General features: G+C 68.3%; 15 protein-coding genes. 6 read left to right on the forward strand and 9 right to left on the reverse strand.

Annotated features, from left to right (window positions below; all coding sequences use genetic code 11):
• Nucleotides 1–14: 14 nt before the first annotated feature.
• On the forward strand, nucleotides 15–665 hold the full coding sequence (locus tag A5789_RS12375) for a DUF5134 domain-containing protein (RefSeq protein ID WP_064922950.1): 651 nt from the start codon (nucleotides 15–17) through the stop codon (nucleotides 663–665).
• Here the strand turns inward: A5789_RS12375 and A5789_RS12380 are convergent, their stop codons facing one another.
• The 3 genes from A5789_RS12380 to A5789_RS12390 all read right to left on the reverse strand — a co-directional run bounded on the left by A5789_RS12380 (nucleotide 666) and on the right by A5789_RS12390 (nucleotide 2,602).
• Nucleotides 666–1,361 (reverse strand): PhzF family phenazine biosynthesis protein, encoded by a 696-nt coding sequence (locus A5789_RS12380; protein ID WP_030517259.1) that lies wholly within the window; start codon nucleotides 1,359–1,361, stop codon nucleotides 666–668.
• An 89-nt stretch (nucleotides 1,362–1,450) separates the two neighbouring features.
• Nucleotides 1,451–1,990, reverse strand: a complete 540-nt coding sequence (locus A5789_RS12385; protein ID WP_064905027.1) for a carboxymuconolactone decarboxylase family protein — start codon at nucleotides 1,988–1,990, stop codon at nucleotides 1,451–1,453.
• Nucleotides 1,991–2,014: 24 nt separating this feature from the next.
• Nucleotides 2,015–2,602 (reverse strand): peroxiredoxin, encoded by a 588-nt coding sequence (locus tag A5789_RS12390; protein WP_030517257.1) that lies wholly within the window; start codon nucleotides 2,600–2,602, stop codon nucleotides 2,015–2,017.
• Nucleotides 2,603–2,735: 133 nt separating this feature from the next.
• Here A5789_RS12390 and A5789_RS12395 point away from each other — a divergent pair, with 133 nt between their 5' ends.
• The 3 genes from A5789_RS12395 to A5789_RS12405 all read left to right on the forward strand — a co-directional run bounded on the left by A5789_RS12395 (nucleotide 2,736) and on the right by A5789_RS12405 (nucleotide 5,196).
• The gene (locus A5789_RS12395; RefSeq protein ID WP_063016634.1) at nucleotides 2,736–3,644 is read left to right on the forward strand and encodes a hydrogen peroxide-inducible genes activator; all 909 of its coding nucleotides are present in this window, start codon (nucleotides 2,736–2,738) and stop codon (nucleotides 3,642–3,644) included.
• 60 nt (nucleotides 3,645–3,704) lie between these two features.
• Nucleotides 3,705–4,499 carry an MBL fold metallo-hydrolase gene (locus A5789_RS12400; RefSeq protein WP_064905025.1) on the forward strand — a complete coding sequence of 265 codons (795 nt, stop codon included), beginning with the start codon at nucleotides 3,705–3,707 and terminating at the stop codon, nucleotides 4,497–4,499.
• Nucleotides 4,500–4,743: 244 nt separating this feature from the next.
• Complete coding sequence (locus tag A5789_RS12405) at nucleotides 4,744–5,196, forward strand: gamma-glutamylcyclotransferase family protein (RefSeq protein WP_063016633.1); 453 nt, start codon at nucleotides 4,744–4,746, stop codon at nucleotides 5,194–5,196.
• Nucleotides 5,197–5,343: 147 nt separating this feature from the next.
• Here A5789_RS12405 and speD read toward each other — a convergent pair whose 3' ends face one another.
• The 4 genes from speD to A5789_RS12425 form a co-directional block, all read right to left on the reverse strand.
• Nucleotides 5,344–6,561: an adenosylmethionine decarboxylase gene (gene speD / locus A5789_RS12410; RefSeq protein ID WP_064927243.1), complete on the reverse strand. Its 1,218-nt coding sequence runs from the start codon at nucleotides 6,559–6,561 to the stop codon at nucleotides 5,344–5,346.
• A gap of 8 nt (nucleotides 6,562–6,569) precedes the next feature.
• Entirely contained in the window at nucleotides 6,570–7,631 is a 1,062-nt protein-coding gene (locus A5789_RS12415; protein WP_064905022.1) for a type III PLP-dependent enzyme, read from the reverse strand.
• 288 nt (nucleotides 7,632–7,919) lie between these two features.
• Nucleotides 7,920–10,427 carry an RNA helicase gene (locus A5789_RS12420; RefSeq protein ID WP_063016627.1) on the reverse strand — a complete coding sequence of 836 codons (2,508 nt, stop codon included), beginning with the start codon at nucleotides 10,425–10,427 and terminating at the stop codon, nucleotides 7,920–7,922.
• Between the two features lie 90 nt (nucleotides 10,428–10,517).
• Nucleotides 10,518–11,450, reverse strand: a complete 933-nt coding sequence (locus A5789_RS12425) for a proteasome assembly chaperone family protein (RefSeq protein ID WP_062962321.1) — start codon at nucleotides 11,448–11,450, stop codon at nucleotides 10,518–10,520.
• 320 nt (nucleotides 11,451–11,770) lie between these two features.
• Here A5789_RS12425 and A5789_RS12430 point away from each other — a divergent pair, with 320 nt between their 5' ends.
• Both A5789_RS12430 and A5789_RS35555 read left to right on the forward strand, forming a co-directional pair.
• The gene (locus A5789_RS12430) at nucleotides 11,771–12,484 is read left to right on the forward strand and encodes a DUF5642 family protein (RefSeq protein ID WP_082940666.1); all 714 of its coding nucleotides are present in this window, start codon (nucleotides 11,771–11,773) and stop codon (nucleotides 12,482–12,484) included.
• A 1,092-nt stretch (nucleotides 12,485–13,576) separates the two neighbouring features.
• Entirely contained in the window at nucleotides 13,577–14,740 is a 1,164-nt protein-coding gene (locus A5789_RS35555) for a DUF4192 domain-containing protein (protein WP_231956642.1), read from the forward strand.
• Nucleotides 14,741–14,775: 35 nt separating this feature from the next.
• Here A5789_RS35555 and galE read toward each other — a convergent pair whose 3' ends face one another.
• Nucleotides 14,776–15,756 (reverse strand): UDP-glucose 4-epimerase GalE, encoded by a 981-nt coding sequence (gene galE / locus A5789_RS12440; RefSeq protein ID WP_064905020.1) that lies wholly within the window; start codon nucleotides 15,754–15,756, stop codon nucleotides 14,776–14,778.
• A 3-nt stretch (nucleotides 15,757–15,759) separates the two neighbouring features.
• The gene (locus A5789_RS12445) at nucleotides 15,760–16,446 is read right to left on the reverse strand and encodes a metal-dependent transcriptional regulator (RefSeq protein ID WP_030517246.1); all 687 of its coding nucleotides are present in this window, start codon (nucleotides 16,444–16,446) and stop codon (nucleotides 15,760–15,762) included.
• Nucleotides 16,447–16,549: the final 103 nt, after the last annotated feature.

The following is a 16,549-nucleotide window of genomic DNA, read 5'->3' on the forward strand; positions in this document are numbered from 1 at the left end:
GAAGGTGGTGGGGTGTGGGGTCTTTCGTGACCGAGCACGAGGTGTTGCGCTGGGGCGTCGTCACGGCGTTCGTCGCCGCGGCGGGCATCGTTCTGGTACGGCATGTGGCGGTACCGGTGACGCCGGGACACGCGAGTGGACAGCGGCCGGGAACCGGGCCGAGCGAGGTCGACGCGCACGAATCCGATGCGGCCCATCTCGTGATGTGCCTGGTCATGCTCGCGATGCTGCTGTTCCCGGTGGCTGCCGCGCCCGATGCGATCCGCGGGGTGCTCATCGCCATGATCGTCGTGTACGCGGGCCTGTCGATCGTGCGAATCGCGCACTGGCGCACGGCATCCGGCGGCGACGGCGCCGAATTCCGGCTCCCGGCGGTGGTCTACCACCTGGTCGCGGCCGCGGCGATGCTGTGGGTGATGGCCGGACATCATCACGGTATGGGGCACCCGGATATGAGCGGTGCGGATGGCCCGCCGGTCGTACCCGTCTCGATCGTGGCCGCGCTGTTCGCGCTCGACGGCCTACTGCTGCTGTTCCCGCGTACGAGAACCGCACTGCGGCACAGTATTTCGCATCCGTCCGGCACACCGGGCGCCCTCGGCGCCGTTCCGCACGTCGTGATGGATCTCGGGACCGCCTATATGTTGATCGCCGCCGTCGCCTGATCAGAGGAGTATGGGGTGATCGGCCACGACACGTCCGCCCAGACGCACCCAGCCGTCGGAATCCCATTCGGTGAACAGCTGTGAACCCGCGCCCTGGGTGATGATCAGGCTGCGGCGCAATTTCGCGGTGAGTGCGATCGCGGCCGCGCCCGTCGCCTCGTCCTCGGCGATTCCCAAGGCGGGAGCGAACATTCGCGCGTGCACGGCGCCGCGCGCCTCGTTCGTCCAAGCCCACACGTAATGCTGGCCGTCGGTGAAGTGGCGCGGGTCGACCGTGTCTAGGAAGGCGGCGTCGGAGAATTCGTCGAAGGTGAATTCGGGCGCCCATTCGGCGCGGGCGCGAATCCAGACCAGGCCGTCGTCGAGCATCTGGATTTCGACGGGACCGGCGGGCACGTCGATGATCTTCACGGGATGCCCCTGATCGGCCAGCCACCATGCCGCGCCGACCGTCGGATGTCCCGCGAACGGCAGCTCCCGTGCGGGGGTGTAGATGCGCATCCGGGCGCGCCCGGCCACCGGATCGTCGACGACCACCGTCTCACTGTGGCCGATTCGCGCCGCCAGCAACTGGTGATCGATCGCGGCCACGGCCCCCGCGCGCACGATGCCCAGTGGGTTACCGAGCCGGCCGGTGACGTCGGTGAAGACCCGAACCACCTCGACCTGTGTGCCGTCGCTTTCCCATTGGCTCATGCTGCCCCAGCGTACCCGGAGCAACACGCGCGATGCCCCGCCCCGATGGACGGGGCGGGGCATCCGGTGGAATGCGTCTCGACGGTGCCTCAGACCGTCGCGGCGGCCAGCGTCTCGCTGGCCTGCACGGCTTGGCCGACGCCCGCCACGATCGCGGCGGCGCGCAGCGCCTCGAAGATCACCTCGCGCGAGACACCGGCCTCACGCAGGGTGTGCTCGTGGGCCTCCAGGCAGTGCTGGCAGCCGTTGATCGACGACACTGCGAACGACCACAGCTCGAAATCGGCCTTCTCGACGCCCGGATTGCCGATGATCTGCATGCGCAGCCCGGCGCGCAGATCGTCGTAACGACCCTCCAAAAACGCCCGGCCCCGGTAGAACACGTTGTTCATACCCATGATCGAGGCGGCGCCCAGTGCCGCGTTGTAGGCCTCCGCGGACAGGGTGTCGGCGGCCTCCTCGCCGATCTCGCGCAGGGTGGTGGCCGACCGGGTGGCGGCCGCCGCGGCGAGCAGGGTGCCCCACAGCTGCTGTTCGTTCAGCACGGTCGACCGTGCGATGGACGACAGGTTGAGCTTGAGGTCCTTGGCGTATTCGGGAAGCGAATTCTTCAGGTTTTCAACAGACACGGGCAGGAACTTCCTTTTCGGTGATCAGACGCTCGCGGACAGCAGCTCACCCGCGTCGATGGTCGGGTCGCCCTTCTTCCAGTTGCAGGCGCACAGCTCGTCGGACTGCAGCGCGTCGAGCACGCGCAGCACCTCGTCGACGTTGCGGCCGACCGAACCGGCGGTCACGGAGACGAACTGGACCTCGTTGTTCGGGTCCACGATGAAGGTCGCGCGGTCGGCGACACCGTCGGCGTTGAGCACGCCGGTCGCGGTGACGAGCTCACGCTTGAGGTCGCTCAGCATCGGGAAGGGGAGGGTCTTGAGATCCTCGTGCTGGGCGCGCCACTGGAAGTGCACGAACTCGTTGTCGACCGACACACCCAGGACCTGGGCGTCGCGGTCGGCGAACTCCTCGTTCAGCTTGCCGAAGGCGGCGATTTCGGTCGGGCACACGAAGGTGAAGTCCTTCGGCCAGAAGAAGACGATGCGCCACTTGCCGGCGTAGTCGTCACTGGAGACCTGGGTGAAGTAGTCGTCGGGCTGCTGCGCGTTCACCTTCGACAGGTCACCGCCGATGACCGCCGTCAGGTTGTAGGCGGGGAACTGGTCGCCGATGGTCAGCAGAGCCATGTTGTCTCCTTCGTCGTAGTGGGGCACGGGTGACGGGTCGCCCTGGTGCGGGACACCGTCGAAGCTTTCGCTGTCGATCATGCACAAAAACCAATAAAAGGTAAAGGTGATCAGTTGCACTATACTGATAGGCGTGACTGATCAGACTTATCAGCCCACCCTGTCACAGCTGCGTGCGTTCGTGGCGATTGCGGAATACCGCCACTTCGGGACCGCCGCGGCTCATCTGAATGTGAGCCAACCCACGTTATCGCAGGCACTGGCATCACTGGAAAACGGTTTGGGCCTGCAGCTGATCGAGCGCAGCACCCGCCGGGTGCTGGTGACCGCCGCGGGCAAAAGGTTGCTGCCGCAGGCGATGGCGACGCTCGAGGCCGCCGACCGCTTCGTCGCCACCGCGGCCGGCGACGGTCTCGGCGGCACCCTGCGCATGGGCATCATCCCCACCGTCGCGCCCTATGTGCTGCCCGCGTTGCTGCCGGAACTGCGCCGCCGGTTGCCGGCTCTGGTGCCGCATGTCATCGAGGATCAGACCGCCCGGCTGCTCGACGGATTGCGCAGCGGCGTCCTCGACGTCGCGATGATGGCACTGCCGTCCGAGGCCACCGGTATGGTCGAAATCCCGCTCTACACCGAGGAATTCGTCCTGGTCACGCCCCTCGGCCACGAATTGGCCGGGCGGAGCGACATCGAGCCCGCGGCCCTGGACGAGTTGCCGCTGCTGTTGCTCGACGAGGGGCACTGCCTGCGTGACCAGACGCTGGATCTGTGCCGGTCGCAGGACGTGCGCCCGGGGCCGGTCGGCGATACTCGCGCGGCCTCGCTGACGACGGTGGTGCAGTGCGTGGGCGGAGGGCTCGGGGTGACGCTGATTCCCGAGATGGCCGTGGCGGCCGAAACCTCCCGTGGCACATTGGATATCGCTCGGTTCGCCGCGCCCGCGCCGGGGCGCACCATCGGCCTGGTCTTCCGGGGTTCGACCGCACGCGTGGAGGACTACGAACAGCTGGCGGAAATCATTCGGGCACAACGCCCGATATGAGAAATTCCATGGTCTCCCATCCCGATTGACCGGCCGGTGGGCGTCTGGAACGCTCGTCGCGTGCGGATTCATCACCTCAACTGCGGCACCATGGCCATGGGCATGGTGGACCACTGCCTGCTCATCGAGACCAGGACCGGGTTGGTGCTGGTGGATACCGGATTCGGGCTCGACTGTGTGCGCGATCCCGGCCGCTTCGTCGGCCCCGGCCGCTTTCTGCTCGGCATCCGGCCCGCCGAGCACCACACCGCAATCCGGCAGATCCAGGCGCTGGGCTACGACCCCGCCGATGTGCGCCACATCATCCTCACGCACCTCGACCTCGACCACTCCGCCGGACTGGCGGATTTCCCCGAGGCGACAATTCACGTGCACGGGCCCGAATTCCGCGCGGCGACCGCGGGGCGGACGCTGTCGGAGCGACTGCGCTACCGGGCGGCGCAGTGGTCGCACGGGCCGCGCTGGATGGTCAACGAACTCGACGGCACCGACGAGTGGTTCGGTTTCCGCGCGGTGCGCGATCTGCCGGGCGTGCCGCCGGAAATCCTGGTCGTCCCGCTGCCCGGCCACACGCGCGGCCACGTCGGGGTCGCCGTCGACACGGGGTCGGGCTGGCTGCTGCACGCCGGTGACGCGTTCTACGTCGCGAGCGAGATCGACCCGGCCGGGCCGAAGACACCGCTGTTCTGGTGGTCGTTCGAACTGGGCTCGATCGTGCGCGGGGCTTATCTGGAGAACCGGCGGCGACTGGTGGAACTGGGCCGCGCCCACGGCAATGCGATCACCATCGTCAACTCCCACGACCGTGATCTGTTCGCCCGGGTCACCGGGAATTCCGTGCGGCCCGTCGGATAGCGCCGCGAAGGCTACCGCGCGCATCCCGCGGAAGGAGGGTTTCCCGGTCTGGCGACTTCTCGGCAACCCGTGACCAGCGACGACGTAACCTGTGATGTAGGTCACGTTTACCCGGTGTGATGCGCCGCTCGCCCATTCGGCACAGTGGAGGGATGCGATACGGGTGTGCGAGTAGGAACGGATGGTTCGACGTAACGACGGATAGGTGCGCGGAGGGCGCCGGAGATGCCGGAGGGGTGATCCGGTGACCGCGGCGAAGAAGCCCGCGCCGCAACGCCGCGCGCGTCCCGACGATCCCGGCCCGGACCTGTTCGCCTACGGCACCCTGCAATTCGGTCCCGTGCTCGATGTGCTGCTGGGCCGCACGCCCGAGATGGATGTCGCGGTCGCGCGGGGCTGGCGGGTCGCGGCCCTGCCGCAGCGGCTCTACCCGGGGCTGGTGGCCGAACCCGGGCGAATGGCGGGCGGGCTGGTCCTGCGCGGGCTGACCGCGGCCGACTGGCGGACCATCGAAGCCTTCGAGGATCCGGAATACGATCTGCGCCCGATCGAGCTGATCGGTTACGAGCAACCCGTGCGGACCTTCGTCTGGTCGTCGGCGGTCACGGGCAACGACTGGCTGCCCGAAGTGTTCGTCTCCCACCACCTCGACCGCTACGTCGAGCGCACGGCCCAGTGGCGGCAGGAGCGCGCCTGAGCGTCGGTGGACGGCCACAGACCGTGAGGCAGGTGTGCGGCAGGTTCGTGACGACGGCTGTCGAAAAGGACCGCCCGGGACGGTCGTCCCGGGCGGTCCTTTTCGTATTCGATTGTCAGGCAAGCCGATCCACGATCGCCGGCCGTATCATGCCCGAGCGGCGATCTCCCGCAGTGCGTACGGTTCGATGGCGCCGCGCACCAGCGCGCGTTCGTCGACCGTCTCCGCGTGGTAGGGCAGCTTCGGCAGCTTCTCGCACATCGCCGCGACCGGGTCGTCGATGCGCTCGGCGACACCGAACAGGAACGTCCACTCGTGCTCGTCGCTGCCGTAGGGCACCACGGTGGCGAACAGATCGGTGAACCGCTGCCACGAACGCTTCAGCGTCTCGTTGCGCCACATGGTCGGGCAACCGGCCTGAGCGGCCAGAACGCCGCCCTCGGCCAGCTGCGCCTTACATCGGGTGAGGAATTCCTCCTCGTAGAGGCGGTTGTTCTGGGCGTCCTCGACCCGCTCGTCGGGGAGGTCGATGACGATCACGTCGTAGCGCACACCGGCGGCTTCGGCCTCGGCCAGGAAGTCCCGGCCGTCGGCGTAGTGCATCCGGATCGCGCCGTCACCGCGGACCGCGGCCTCCAGATCGGCGGGAGTGTATCCGTAGGGCAGATGCCGGGCGCACAGCTCGACCTCCATCCGGTCGATATCGACATGGTCGACGCGGGTCGCGCCCGCGGCCACCGACATCTGGCTGGCCACGCCCTCCCCGGAACCGATGATGAGCACGTTGTCGAGCTTGGCCGCCAGCGCGTAGGCCGGGACCAGCATCGCCTCGTGATAGGTCAGCTGGGAGAACTCGGTGGACTGCCGGTCGTCGTCGGAGAACAGCGACACGCCCTGCGCCGTGCGCGCGATCACCATGTGCTGGAACGGAGTTCGCGCATCCACGATCACCTCCGACAGATCCCAGACACGGGTCAGGCCGTCGCCGACCGGCTCGTGCACCCGGCGCGCGTGATGCCCGCGCTGCACGACCTCCATATGCACCGATTCCGGCTGCAGCGCTTCCTGCAGCAACTCGACCGCCTTGGTGGCGCCGGCGCCGATGCTGCCGCATGTGAACACGTCGACGAAGATGTCGCCGGATTCCGGATAGGTGTGGATCGACGCGTGCGATTCCGACAGCAGCGCCAGCACCGTCACGCCGTGGGGCTCGAACTTCTTGTGCACCACCTCGCAGATCGTCACTCCCGCGGCGAGCAACGATTGTCGAAGCGCTGTTTCGAGTCGTTCGAGATCGTCGCAGAGGGCTACGTCGACACCACCGAACTCGGCCAGCACGTGCCAGCCGGTGAATTCTGCCGTCATGGGCAAACTCACTCTCGCTCAGCGCCGATGACATGCACAGTCAAAGGCGGAAAACCGTTGAAGGACACCGACGAATAGCTCGCCGTATAAGCGCCGGTATCGAGGATCCGAACGGGATCACCGGCTCGCAGCGTGGTCGGCAGAAGGACTCGCGTGCGTTGATACAGTACATCGTCTCCGTCGCAGGTCGGGCCCGCGATCACCGCCTCGTCGACGGGGTCGCCGTCGCGGTCGGTGTCGATCCGGTAGGCGATGTACTCGTTCTCGGTCTCGGCCATACCGTTGTAGCGGCCGATGTCGAGATACACCCAGCGCCGCCCGTCCGGCGCGATGCGCACGTTCACGACCTCGGCGTGGACCACGCCGGCATTGCCCACCAGGGCACGGCCGGGTTCCACCACCAGGTCGGTGTGCTCGGGAAGGTGCCGCGTCGCCGACTCGGCGATCACGGCACTCAGTTCGGACAGCTCCGGCGCCGGGTCGGCGTACGAAATCGGCAGGCCCCCACCGATATTCACCGACGTCACCGGGATGTCCTTGACCGCCAGCGCCTCCGTGATGGCAGCGGCCTGCTCGATGCCGATCTGCCACGCCACCGGATCCAGTTGCTGGGACCCCACGTGGAAATAGGGGCCTGCCACCCGCAGGCCCAGGTCGCCGGCGCGCACCAGCAGCCGCACCGCCTCACCGGGCGCGCAGCCGAATTTGGTGCCGAACGGGGTCTGCGACTGCGGCGCGGAGGCGAGGAACCGGCACTCCACCTCCGAGCCCGGCGCGAGTTCGGCGATCCGCTCCAGGTCGTCCTCGGTGTCGAAGGCGAACCGGCGCACCCCCGCGGCGTAGGCGGCGGCGATGTGGGCGGCCTTCTTGATCGGATTGCCGTAGCAGAGCACTGCCGGGTCGACCCCCAGCGCCACACACATCTCGATCTCGCCGATGCTGGCGACGTCGAATTCGGCGCCCTCGGAATCGAGCAGCCGGATGATCTCCGGCATCGGAGATGCTTTGACAGCGAAGCGAATTCGTGCCGACGGGAAGGCCGCACGGAAAGCGTGGAAGTTGCCGCGCACCCGATCGAGGTCGATGACGAGACAGGGCGACTCGGGCGCGTTTGTACCGGTCAATCTAAGGGAACTCTCTTTCTTCTGGGCAGCCTCCCGCTGCAGGCAGCGAGCGAGAGAGTATCAGCGCGGGGGCACGGGAAACGAACCGGAACGAGGGTCGGCTTGATCACGCTCGGGTCAGCGCGGCCCGCACCGGGGGACGGCGGCCGGATCAGATCAGCGCGTCGGCACCGGGTTTTCGGCGGCGTACGAGCGTCGTGGCCGGATCGCGACGGAGGCCGAGAACGATCGTGCTCATCCCGCACGCACCGTCATCGCGTCGAAGACCACCTCGCCGGCGGCATCGGATTCGGCCAGATCCACGACGGCCTCGAGCGCCCAGCCGTGATCACCGGCGGGGTCGTCGAGCACCTGGCGCACCCGCCAGAAACCCGGTTCGGTCTCCACGGCGAACAGCGCCGGGCCGCGGGCGTCCGGGCCGGTGCCGATCGCGCCGTACTCGTCGAAGTACGCGGCCAGATCGTTCGCCCAGTCCGGACCGTCGTCGAATTCGGCGAGTTCGTCCCAGCGCTGCCGGCCGGCCAGCTCGACCCGGCGAAACATGCTGTTGCGCACCATGACCCGGAACGCACGTTCGTTCGCGGTGATCGGCCGCACGGTGTCGGCGCCGAAGGCGAGTTGATCGTCGTCGGTCTCGGCGCCCGGATTGGTGAGTTGCTCCCATTCGTCGAGCAGACTCGAATCGACTTGGCGGACAAGCTCACCGAGCCATTCGGTGATGTCCTCGAGTTCCTCGGTGCGCGCGGATTCGGGGACGGTCCGGCGCAGCGCGCGATAGGCGTCGGCGAGGTAGCGCAGCACCAGGCCCTCCGAGCGCGCCAGCTCGTACTGGGAGACCAGTTCGGCGAAAGTCAGTGAGCGCTCGATCATTTCGCGCACCACGGATTTGGGGGAGGGGCTGAATTCCGAGACCCACGGATGGCCGGCGCGATAGGTTTCGAAGGCCGGTTCGATCAACTCGGCCAGCGGTTTCGGCCAGGTGATCTCCTCGATCAGCTCCATGCGTTCGTCGTACTCGATGCCGTCGGCCTTCATTTCGGCGATCGCCGCACCCCGCGCCCGGTGCTGCTGGGCGAGCAGCAACTGGCGCGGATCCTCCAGTGTGGATTCGATGATCGACACCACATCCAGTGTGTAGCTGGGAGCGGAGTTGTCAAGCAGCTCCAGCGCTGCCAGCGCGAACGGCGACAGCGGCTGGTCGAGCGCGAAGTCGCGCTGCAGATCGACGGTGAGCCGCGCCCGACGACCGGTGGCGTCGGGTTCGTCGAGTTGCTGGACCACGCCCGCATCGCGCAGCGCACGGTAGAGCCGGATCGCTTTCAGGATGTGTTTGCGCTGCGCAGGCCGTGGTTCGTGATTGTCCTCGAGCAGATGGCGCATCGCGTCGAAACAGTTGCCCGGCCGGGCGATGACGTTGAGCAGCATCGAATTGGTGACACGGAAGCGAGACACCATCGGTTCCGGCTGCGCGGTGACGAGCCGGTCGAAGGTGTCCTCCGACCAGGACACGAAACCCTCCGGAGGTTTACGCCGCTGGATTTTGCGCAGCTTCTTCGGATCGTCGCCGGCCTTGGCGACCAGCCTGGCGTTCTCCACCTCGTGCTCGGGTGCCTGCACCACCACCGTGCCGACGGTGTCGTACCCGGCGCGCCCGGCCCGGCCCGCGATCTGATGGAATTCGCGCGCCTTCAATCGCCGCGTGCGCACCCCGTCGAATTTCGTCAATCCGGTGAGCAGCACCGTGCGGATCGGCACGTTGATGCCCACACCGAGGGTGTCGGTACCGCAGACGACCTTCAGCAGCCCGTCCTGGGCCAGCCGTTCCACCAGCCGCCGATACTTCGGCAACATCCCGGCGTGGTGCACGCCGATGCCGTGGCGGATCAGCCGCGACAGTGTCTTGCCGAATCCGGTCGCGAACCGGAATCCGCCCAGCGCCTGGGCGATTGCGTCCTTTTCCGCCTTGGACGCGAAATTCACACTCGTCAGCGCCTGAGCGCGCTCGAGTGCGGCGGCCTGGGTGAAGTGCACGACGTAGACCGGGGCCTGGCTGGTGGTCACCAGATCTTCCAGGGTCTCCGTGATGGGAGTGCGGACATAGGAGAACAGCAGCGGCACCGGGCGCTCGGAGCCGGTGACGACGGCGGTGGAGCGGCCGGTGCGGCGTTCCAGATCCCGGGCGAAATGGTCCACCTCACCCAAAGTGGCCGACATCAGCAGGAATTGGGCGCGCGGCAGTTCCAGCAGCGGCACTTGCCAGGCCCAGCCGCGATCGGGATCTGCGTAGAAATGGAATTCGTCCATCACCACCTGGCCGATATCGGCGTCCGCGCCTTCCCGCAGCGCGAGATTGGCGAGGATTTCGGCGGTGGCGCAGATGATGGGGGCGGTCGGATTCACCGCGGCGTCGCCGGTGACCATGCCGACCTTGTCGGCGCCGAACACCTCGCACAGCGCGAAGAACTTCTCGCTGACCAGCGCTTTGATCGGCGCGGTGTAGTAGCTGCGCTCACCGCGGTTCAGCGCGGCGAAGTGGGCGCCGACGGCGACCATCGATTTGCCGGAGCCGGTGGGGGTGGCGAGGATGACGTTCGCGCCGGTCATCAGCTCGAGCAGCGCCTCTTCCTGCGCCGGATACAGCGTCAGCCCCTGGGCGGAAGTCCATTCGGCGAAGGTTTCGTACAGCCAGTCGGCATCCACGTCGGGCACGGCACGGTCGGGAACCAGTTCGGACAGCTGCACGTGCGTCCACGTTACCGACGAACCGCCGCGGGTACCGCATCGCCCGGCGGCACGGCGGTGAACCGTGCGCGCCGGGCGATGTGGTGTGGGTCAGTCCCGGGGGTCGTCGCCGTCGCCGAATTCGGTCTGCTCGGCGAGGAAGCGCTCGAACTCCGCGCCCAGTTCCTCGCCCGTCGGAAGGTCGGCCTCGCCGGCGAGCAGGCTGGAGCGGCGCTCTTGGGCGGTGACGAAGCTGTCGTACTGGCGCTCGAGCGCCTGTACCACCGTCTCCACCTCGGCATTTCCGGCGATGTGCTCGTTGACCTGTTCGCGCACGCGGGCCGCTGCCTCGCCGAGTGCGGCCAGCGGAAGTTCCAGCCCGGCGTTGTCGGCGACGTTCTCCAGCAGTGTCTGCGCGGCTTCTGGGTACGCGGTCTGCGCCAGATAGTGCGGGACGTGCACCGAGAATCCGATGGACTCGTGGCCGTGCTGTCCCATGCGGTACTCCAGCAGCGACGACGCGCTACCGGGAACCTGCAGTTCTCCGGGCCAGCGCTGATGCTCACCGATCAGATCGCGGTCGCTGGCGTGTGCGGTGACACCCAGCGGCCGGGTGTGCGGAATCGCCATCGGGATCGCGCTCAGGCCGATGCTGCGACGCACGCCGAGCTGTTCGGCCAGCAGGCGCACCGCCGTCACGAACTTTTCCCAGCGCAGGTCGGGTTCGATGCCCGACAGCAGCAGGAAGGGGGTGCCGGCGGTATCGCGCAGCGCCCACAGGTTCAGTTCCGGATCGGCGTAGTCCGAGAAGTGGTCGGTCTTGAACGTCATCAACGGCCGCCGCGAGCGATAGTCGAGCAATTCGTCGACGTCGAACGAGGCGACGAGCTCCGATTCGAGGCTTTCGCGCAGATGGGTCGTTGCCAGCCGTACCGCGTGACCCGCGTCGGTGAAACCTTCCAGGCCGTGCACCAGCACCGGACCCTCGCCGTCGGCCGAGGACAGCTGCGGAGCGGGGAACTCCAGCTCGTACATACTGCTCATTTGCCAAACTCCCTGGTCAAGCCCTGTCCGCCTCAGTCGTTTTCAGTGGTGGCCCGGTGCCGGATCTCGCCACCTCTCCACCGTCCAGGGTACGCGCGCGGGGGTCGCGTACCGGTCGGCGTGCGGGTGGTGACATCCGACGGAAACCGCCGGTCCACCGGGGGATGTAACCCTGCAGAGTAGCGGTCGCGGAGCGTACCCGGCGGAGGTAGGCCACGCTCTGCCCTACCGGAGAAGACAACTCCGGATCGGCGGGCCGTATTCCCGCGGGGTCGGCGTGGCAGATCCGCGGGGGCGGCGGTATCGGCCATAGTGGGGGAGTGAGCGTCCCGGATCCGCCGGCCTCGCGGAGGCGCCGCGGGTTCGGCCGCACCGTCGGGTACGCGGCATTGAGTTGTCTGCTCGCCGCGTGCGGTTCCACGGTGTCCGGGCATCCGGCCGCGATGCGCCAGAGTGTGGTCACCCGGCATATCGACGGTGATCTGACGGCGATGCTGCCCGGCCAGGACCGATTCCCGACGGGCTATACGACCGTCGTCGCCTCCGGTGATCGCGCCGCGGCCGCGGCCGCGGACCTCACCGCGATTCCGCCGGGGGCACAAATCGACCCGCCGGACTGCGCACCCGATCCGCCCGATCCCGGCCGGATCGCCGTCGTGGTCGGCACGGACGACCGGACGCGAGCCACGATCACCGTCGTGCTCAGCCGTACGAACGAGCCGTTGTCCCGTCTGGGGGATCAGCTTTCGCGCTGCGCCACGGTACACGCCCGGCACGCGGCGATCGATCGCACGATCACCACGCGGCTGCTGCCGCCTCCGCCGGTCGATGCCGACGACTCTCTGGCCTTCGGCCGGACGGTGACCGGCGCGCCGCCCGGCAGCTCCGCCGATCCGGCCTTGCACACACTGCTCGCGCAGGTCGGTGACATCCGAATCGAAACCACGGCAATGACTTTCGGTGCCGACGCACCGGATACGACCGGCCTGGACCAGGTCTTCACGGCCGCGGTCGCCAAGGTCCGCACCCGCTGAACACCTCGGGCGGATGTGCTCTCCCCGGCGCAACCGTAACAGCAGGCACCGACATCTCCGCCTGGTTCCACCGCGTGTCGCCGCCGCGATCCCCAGGTCTCGAGGGGCTCCCCAGACGAAATGAAAGCCCAGCTCAGCCACGCGGGCCGGCGGTGACGCCCGGGCAGTGTGAATGTCATGACCACACACACCGACCCCAGCCGGCCCCGCACCGACCGCCCCGATGCCGTGCGGACACCCTCGCCCTCGAACACTGCGTCGCATCCCGACGCGGCCTCGCCGGAGGCGGACACGATACGAGTCGTGACCGGACCCGGCACCCCGCCGCTGCCCGAGTCGACGGCGCAGGCGGGCGTGCCGGGCCGAGAGGGCTGCTCGACGACCGCGGGTCATGCGCGGAAGGCAGGCCACGGCGGGTCGGAGGGCACCTCGGCCGCCGCGGGTCATGCGCGGAAGGTCATGGACGCCTCGGGGGCCACGAAGGCCGCGGAGGACGAAGCCGCTACCGATAGTGAGCGCGACGCGGCGTCGCCGCCTTTCTCACCGCGCATCGCCCCACACGCCCACCGGATCTATCGCTCGCAGGACGGAGTCACCCGCACGACGGGCGGAAGGACGGGCGGGTCGACCGCCGAGACGGCACCAGTTCCGTTGCACTGCAACACTGTTCGCGGGAGCGCACGTGTGGACGCCCCGCGAGACGCGTGTGCCGGCACCCGATGCGCGGCCGTGCGCGAATGCGTCGGCGCCGGAGACGGCTGTGGCTACTCGAGGGAGCCGAAGCGGCGTTGGCGGTGTGAGGCCGACCAGGTGTTGCGGCCGCGTGCGGATATCTGCGGAAGCGACAGCGGTGACGAGGAATACGGTGCTGTGCACAACGCGGACGACATGGTGGACGCCGGTGGTGATACGGCGAAACCGTTGCCGTCACAGGGTGATACGCCGCCGGAACCGGCGGGGAGGGTGGCGGACACGCCTCTCGCCGGACCGGGTTCGACACCGCCCGGCGGGGATGGGCACGACGGTGAGGCCGAACCGGGTTTGTCCGGCCGGGGCGACGGTGGGACGTCCGGGAACCTGGCCCAAGACGCGATGGAACAGCACACGCGAGCAGAAGGCGTCGAACAGCTGTGGACGGCGACGGCGCTGACCATGAACGAACCGGCGGAGTTCATCGCGGCCGTGCCCGCGCTGCTGGGATTTCGACCGCAGCGCTCGCTGGTGGCCTGTCTGCTGCTGCGGTCGCAGAAGTACCCGGGGGCGGTCTATCTCGGAGCGGTGGCCCGCCACGATCTCGACGTAGCGGGCTGCGGGGTCTGGGTGCGACTGGCCGGCCAGCTGGCCGCCCTCTGTGGTCAGGAGCAGGCCGTCGGTGTGGTGACGCTGATCGTCGACGATCGTGCTACGGCACCGCGGGCGGGGCGGGCCGGGCGGCGCGCGGCCCGGCATCGCGACTTGGTGCGGGTGCTCGACGGCGCGCTGCGGAGCCAGGACGTACTCCTCGCCGAAGCATGGGCCGTGGGCGAGATCACCCCGGGTGCCGACTGGTGGAGTGTGCTCGATCCGGACAGTGCCGGGACACAAGCGGATCCGGCGGCCTCGCCGGTCGCGCTCGCCCAGGTGCTCGACGGCCGTCCCATCCGCGGCTCGCGCACCGAGCTCACGGCCGCGGTGGCAGAGGATATGCCGCTGCGTGTCGAGATCGACGCGGTGATCGGCAGCGCCGCGGAGGCCGCCAGGCTGCGGTTCCGGCGCGCACTGCGTGCCGGCGAGCCACGCTCCTACAGCCGCGCGGCCCTGGACATGGTGCTGTGGCAGATCAGCACCGTCGAATCGGGCGACGAACTCGACCCACGCGAACTCGCGGATCTGGCCGTCGCCGTGCGCGACACCGCGGTGCGCGATTCCCTGTTCGCGGTGGCGCTGGGTGCCCATGCCGCCGCGGCCGAAGCGCTGTGGTCCCGTGCCTGCCGCGGCCTCACCGGCCCCGACCGCGCCGAACTGGCCACCCTGTTCGGCTACAGCGCCTACACCCGCGGCGACGGACCGCTGGCGGGTGTGGCGTTCGAGGCGGCACTGCAGGCCGATCCGGCGCATCGCATCGCACGACTGCTGGATGCGGCGCTACGCACCGGCATGCGCCCCGGTGATGTGCGCAAACTCGCCGTCAGCGGCCGCGATATCGCCGCCGGGCTGGGTGTCGACCTGGCCATCGCCGACCTCGGCGAACCGCCAACCGACGCGGAGTCGCGATGACACCCGCCCGGTCACGGTCGCGGGGACCGCGCGTATCAGCGAGCGCTGTGCGCGCGTTCGCCGAGCGAGGTGAGGAAATCCCACGCGTCGGAGACGATTTCGTCGAGATCGTTGTGTTCGGGCTGCCAGCCGAGTTCGTCGATCGCCTTCGCGCTCGAGGCGATCAGCACCGCCGGATCACCGGCGCGCCGCGGCGCGTCCACCGCCGGAATGGGCCGGCCGACCACACGCTCACAGGCCGAGATCACTTCGCGCACCGAGAAACCCGTACCGCTGCCGAGGTTGAAGATGCGATGTTCGCCCGGCCGCGACTGCGCCAGCGCCAGCACATGGGCGCGGGCGAGGTCACGAATGTGGATGTAGTCGCGCACCGCGGTGCCGTCCGGCGTCGGGTAGTCGGTGCCGAAGACGGAGATCGAATCCCGATGCCCCAGAGCCGTTTGCAGGATCAGCGGGATGAGATGGGTTTCCACCACACGGTTCTCACCGAGCCCGCCGTAGGCGCCGGCGACGTTGAAATACCGCAGGCTCGTCGCGGCCAGACCGTGGGCGACGGCGTAGGAGGTGATCGCGTGGTCGATCGCGAGTTTCGACGCCCCGTAGGGATTGGTCGGCCGGGTCGGGGCGGACTCGAGAATCGGAACCTGTTCCGGCTCACCGTAGACCGCCGCGGTCGAGGAGAACACCAGCCGCGGGGTCTGCGTGCGGCGGATCGCCTCCAGCAGCGCCAGCGTCTTCACCACATTGCCGTACCAGTACTTCTCGGGCTGCTGTACCGATTCACCGACCAGCGACTGCGCCGCGAAATGCAGGACGCCGTCGAAGGATTCGGATTCGATCAGTTCGACGCCGGTGGTCGCGATATCTCCGTCGACGAATTTCGCCCCGGCAGGCACACCCTCGGCGTTGCCGGTGGACAGATCGTCGACCACGACGACCTCGTGGCCGTCCTGAACCAGTACCTGGGCGCATACTCCGCCGACATATCCGGCACCGCCGGTTACCAGGAGTTTCATTCGTCAGGCCAGCCTGACCTGGACCGCGTGGGCCATCTCGTCGGACAGTTCGAAACCGACGTGCCCGGGCACCGAGATGATCACCACACCCGGCTTGGTCTCCACGGTCACGCGGGCGTCGGGGACCACCCCCGCCTCCCGCAGCTGACCGATCACATCCGGATCGGCCTGGATATGTTCCGACAACCGCCGCACGACGACCGCCGACACCTGTCCGGGCGGCAGATCGGAGAGCCGGACCAGCGTCTCCTCACCGGAATGGATGGAGTTGACGCCGAGTTCGTCCAGGCCGGGGATGGGGTTGCCGTACGGGGAGGTGGTGGGATGGTTGAGCACCTCGAGCAGACGCATTTCCACCTCCTCGCTCATCACGTGCTCCCAGCGGCAGGCTTCGGCGTGCACGTTCTGCCAGTCCAGCCCGATCACGTCGACCAGCAATCGTTCGGCCAGCCGGTGCTTGCGCATGACCGCCACGGCCATCGCACGGCCCTTGTCGGTGAGTTCGAGGTGCCGGTCGCCGGCGACCATCAGCAGACCGTCGCGCTCCATCCGCGCGACCGTCTGACTCACCGTCGGGCCGCTCTGCTCGAGGCGCTCGGCGATACGCGCCCGCAACGGCACCACGCCCTCCTCCTCGAGGTCGTAGATGGTACGGAGATACATCTCCGTGGTGTCGACCAGATCCTTCACCTGTTACCCCTTCGTCGGCACGAATTCTACCCACGCCCGGCTGCGCAATCGGCCTCAGCATATTTCGCACGTCCTGCACGAACTCCGCCGATACCTGCGCGCG

Source organism: Nocardia sp. 852002-51101_SCH5132738, assembly GCF_001665695.1.
GTDB classification, from domain to species: domain Bacteria; phylum Actinomycetota; class Actinomycetes; order Mycobacteriales; family Mycobacteriaceae; genus Nocardia; species Nocardia nova.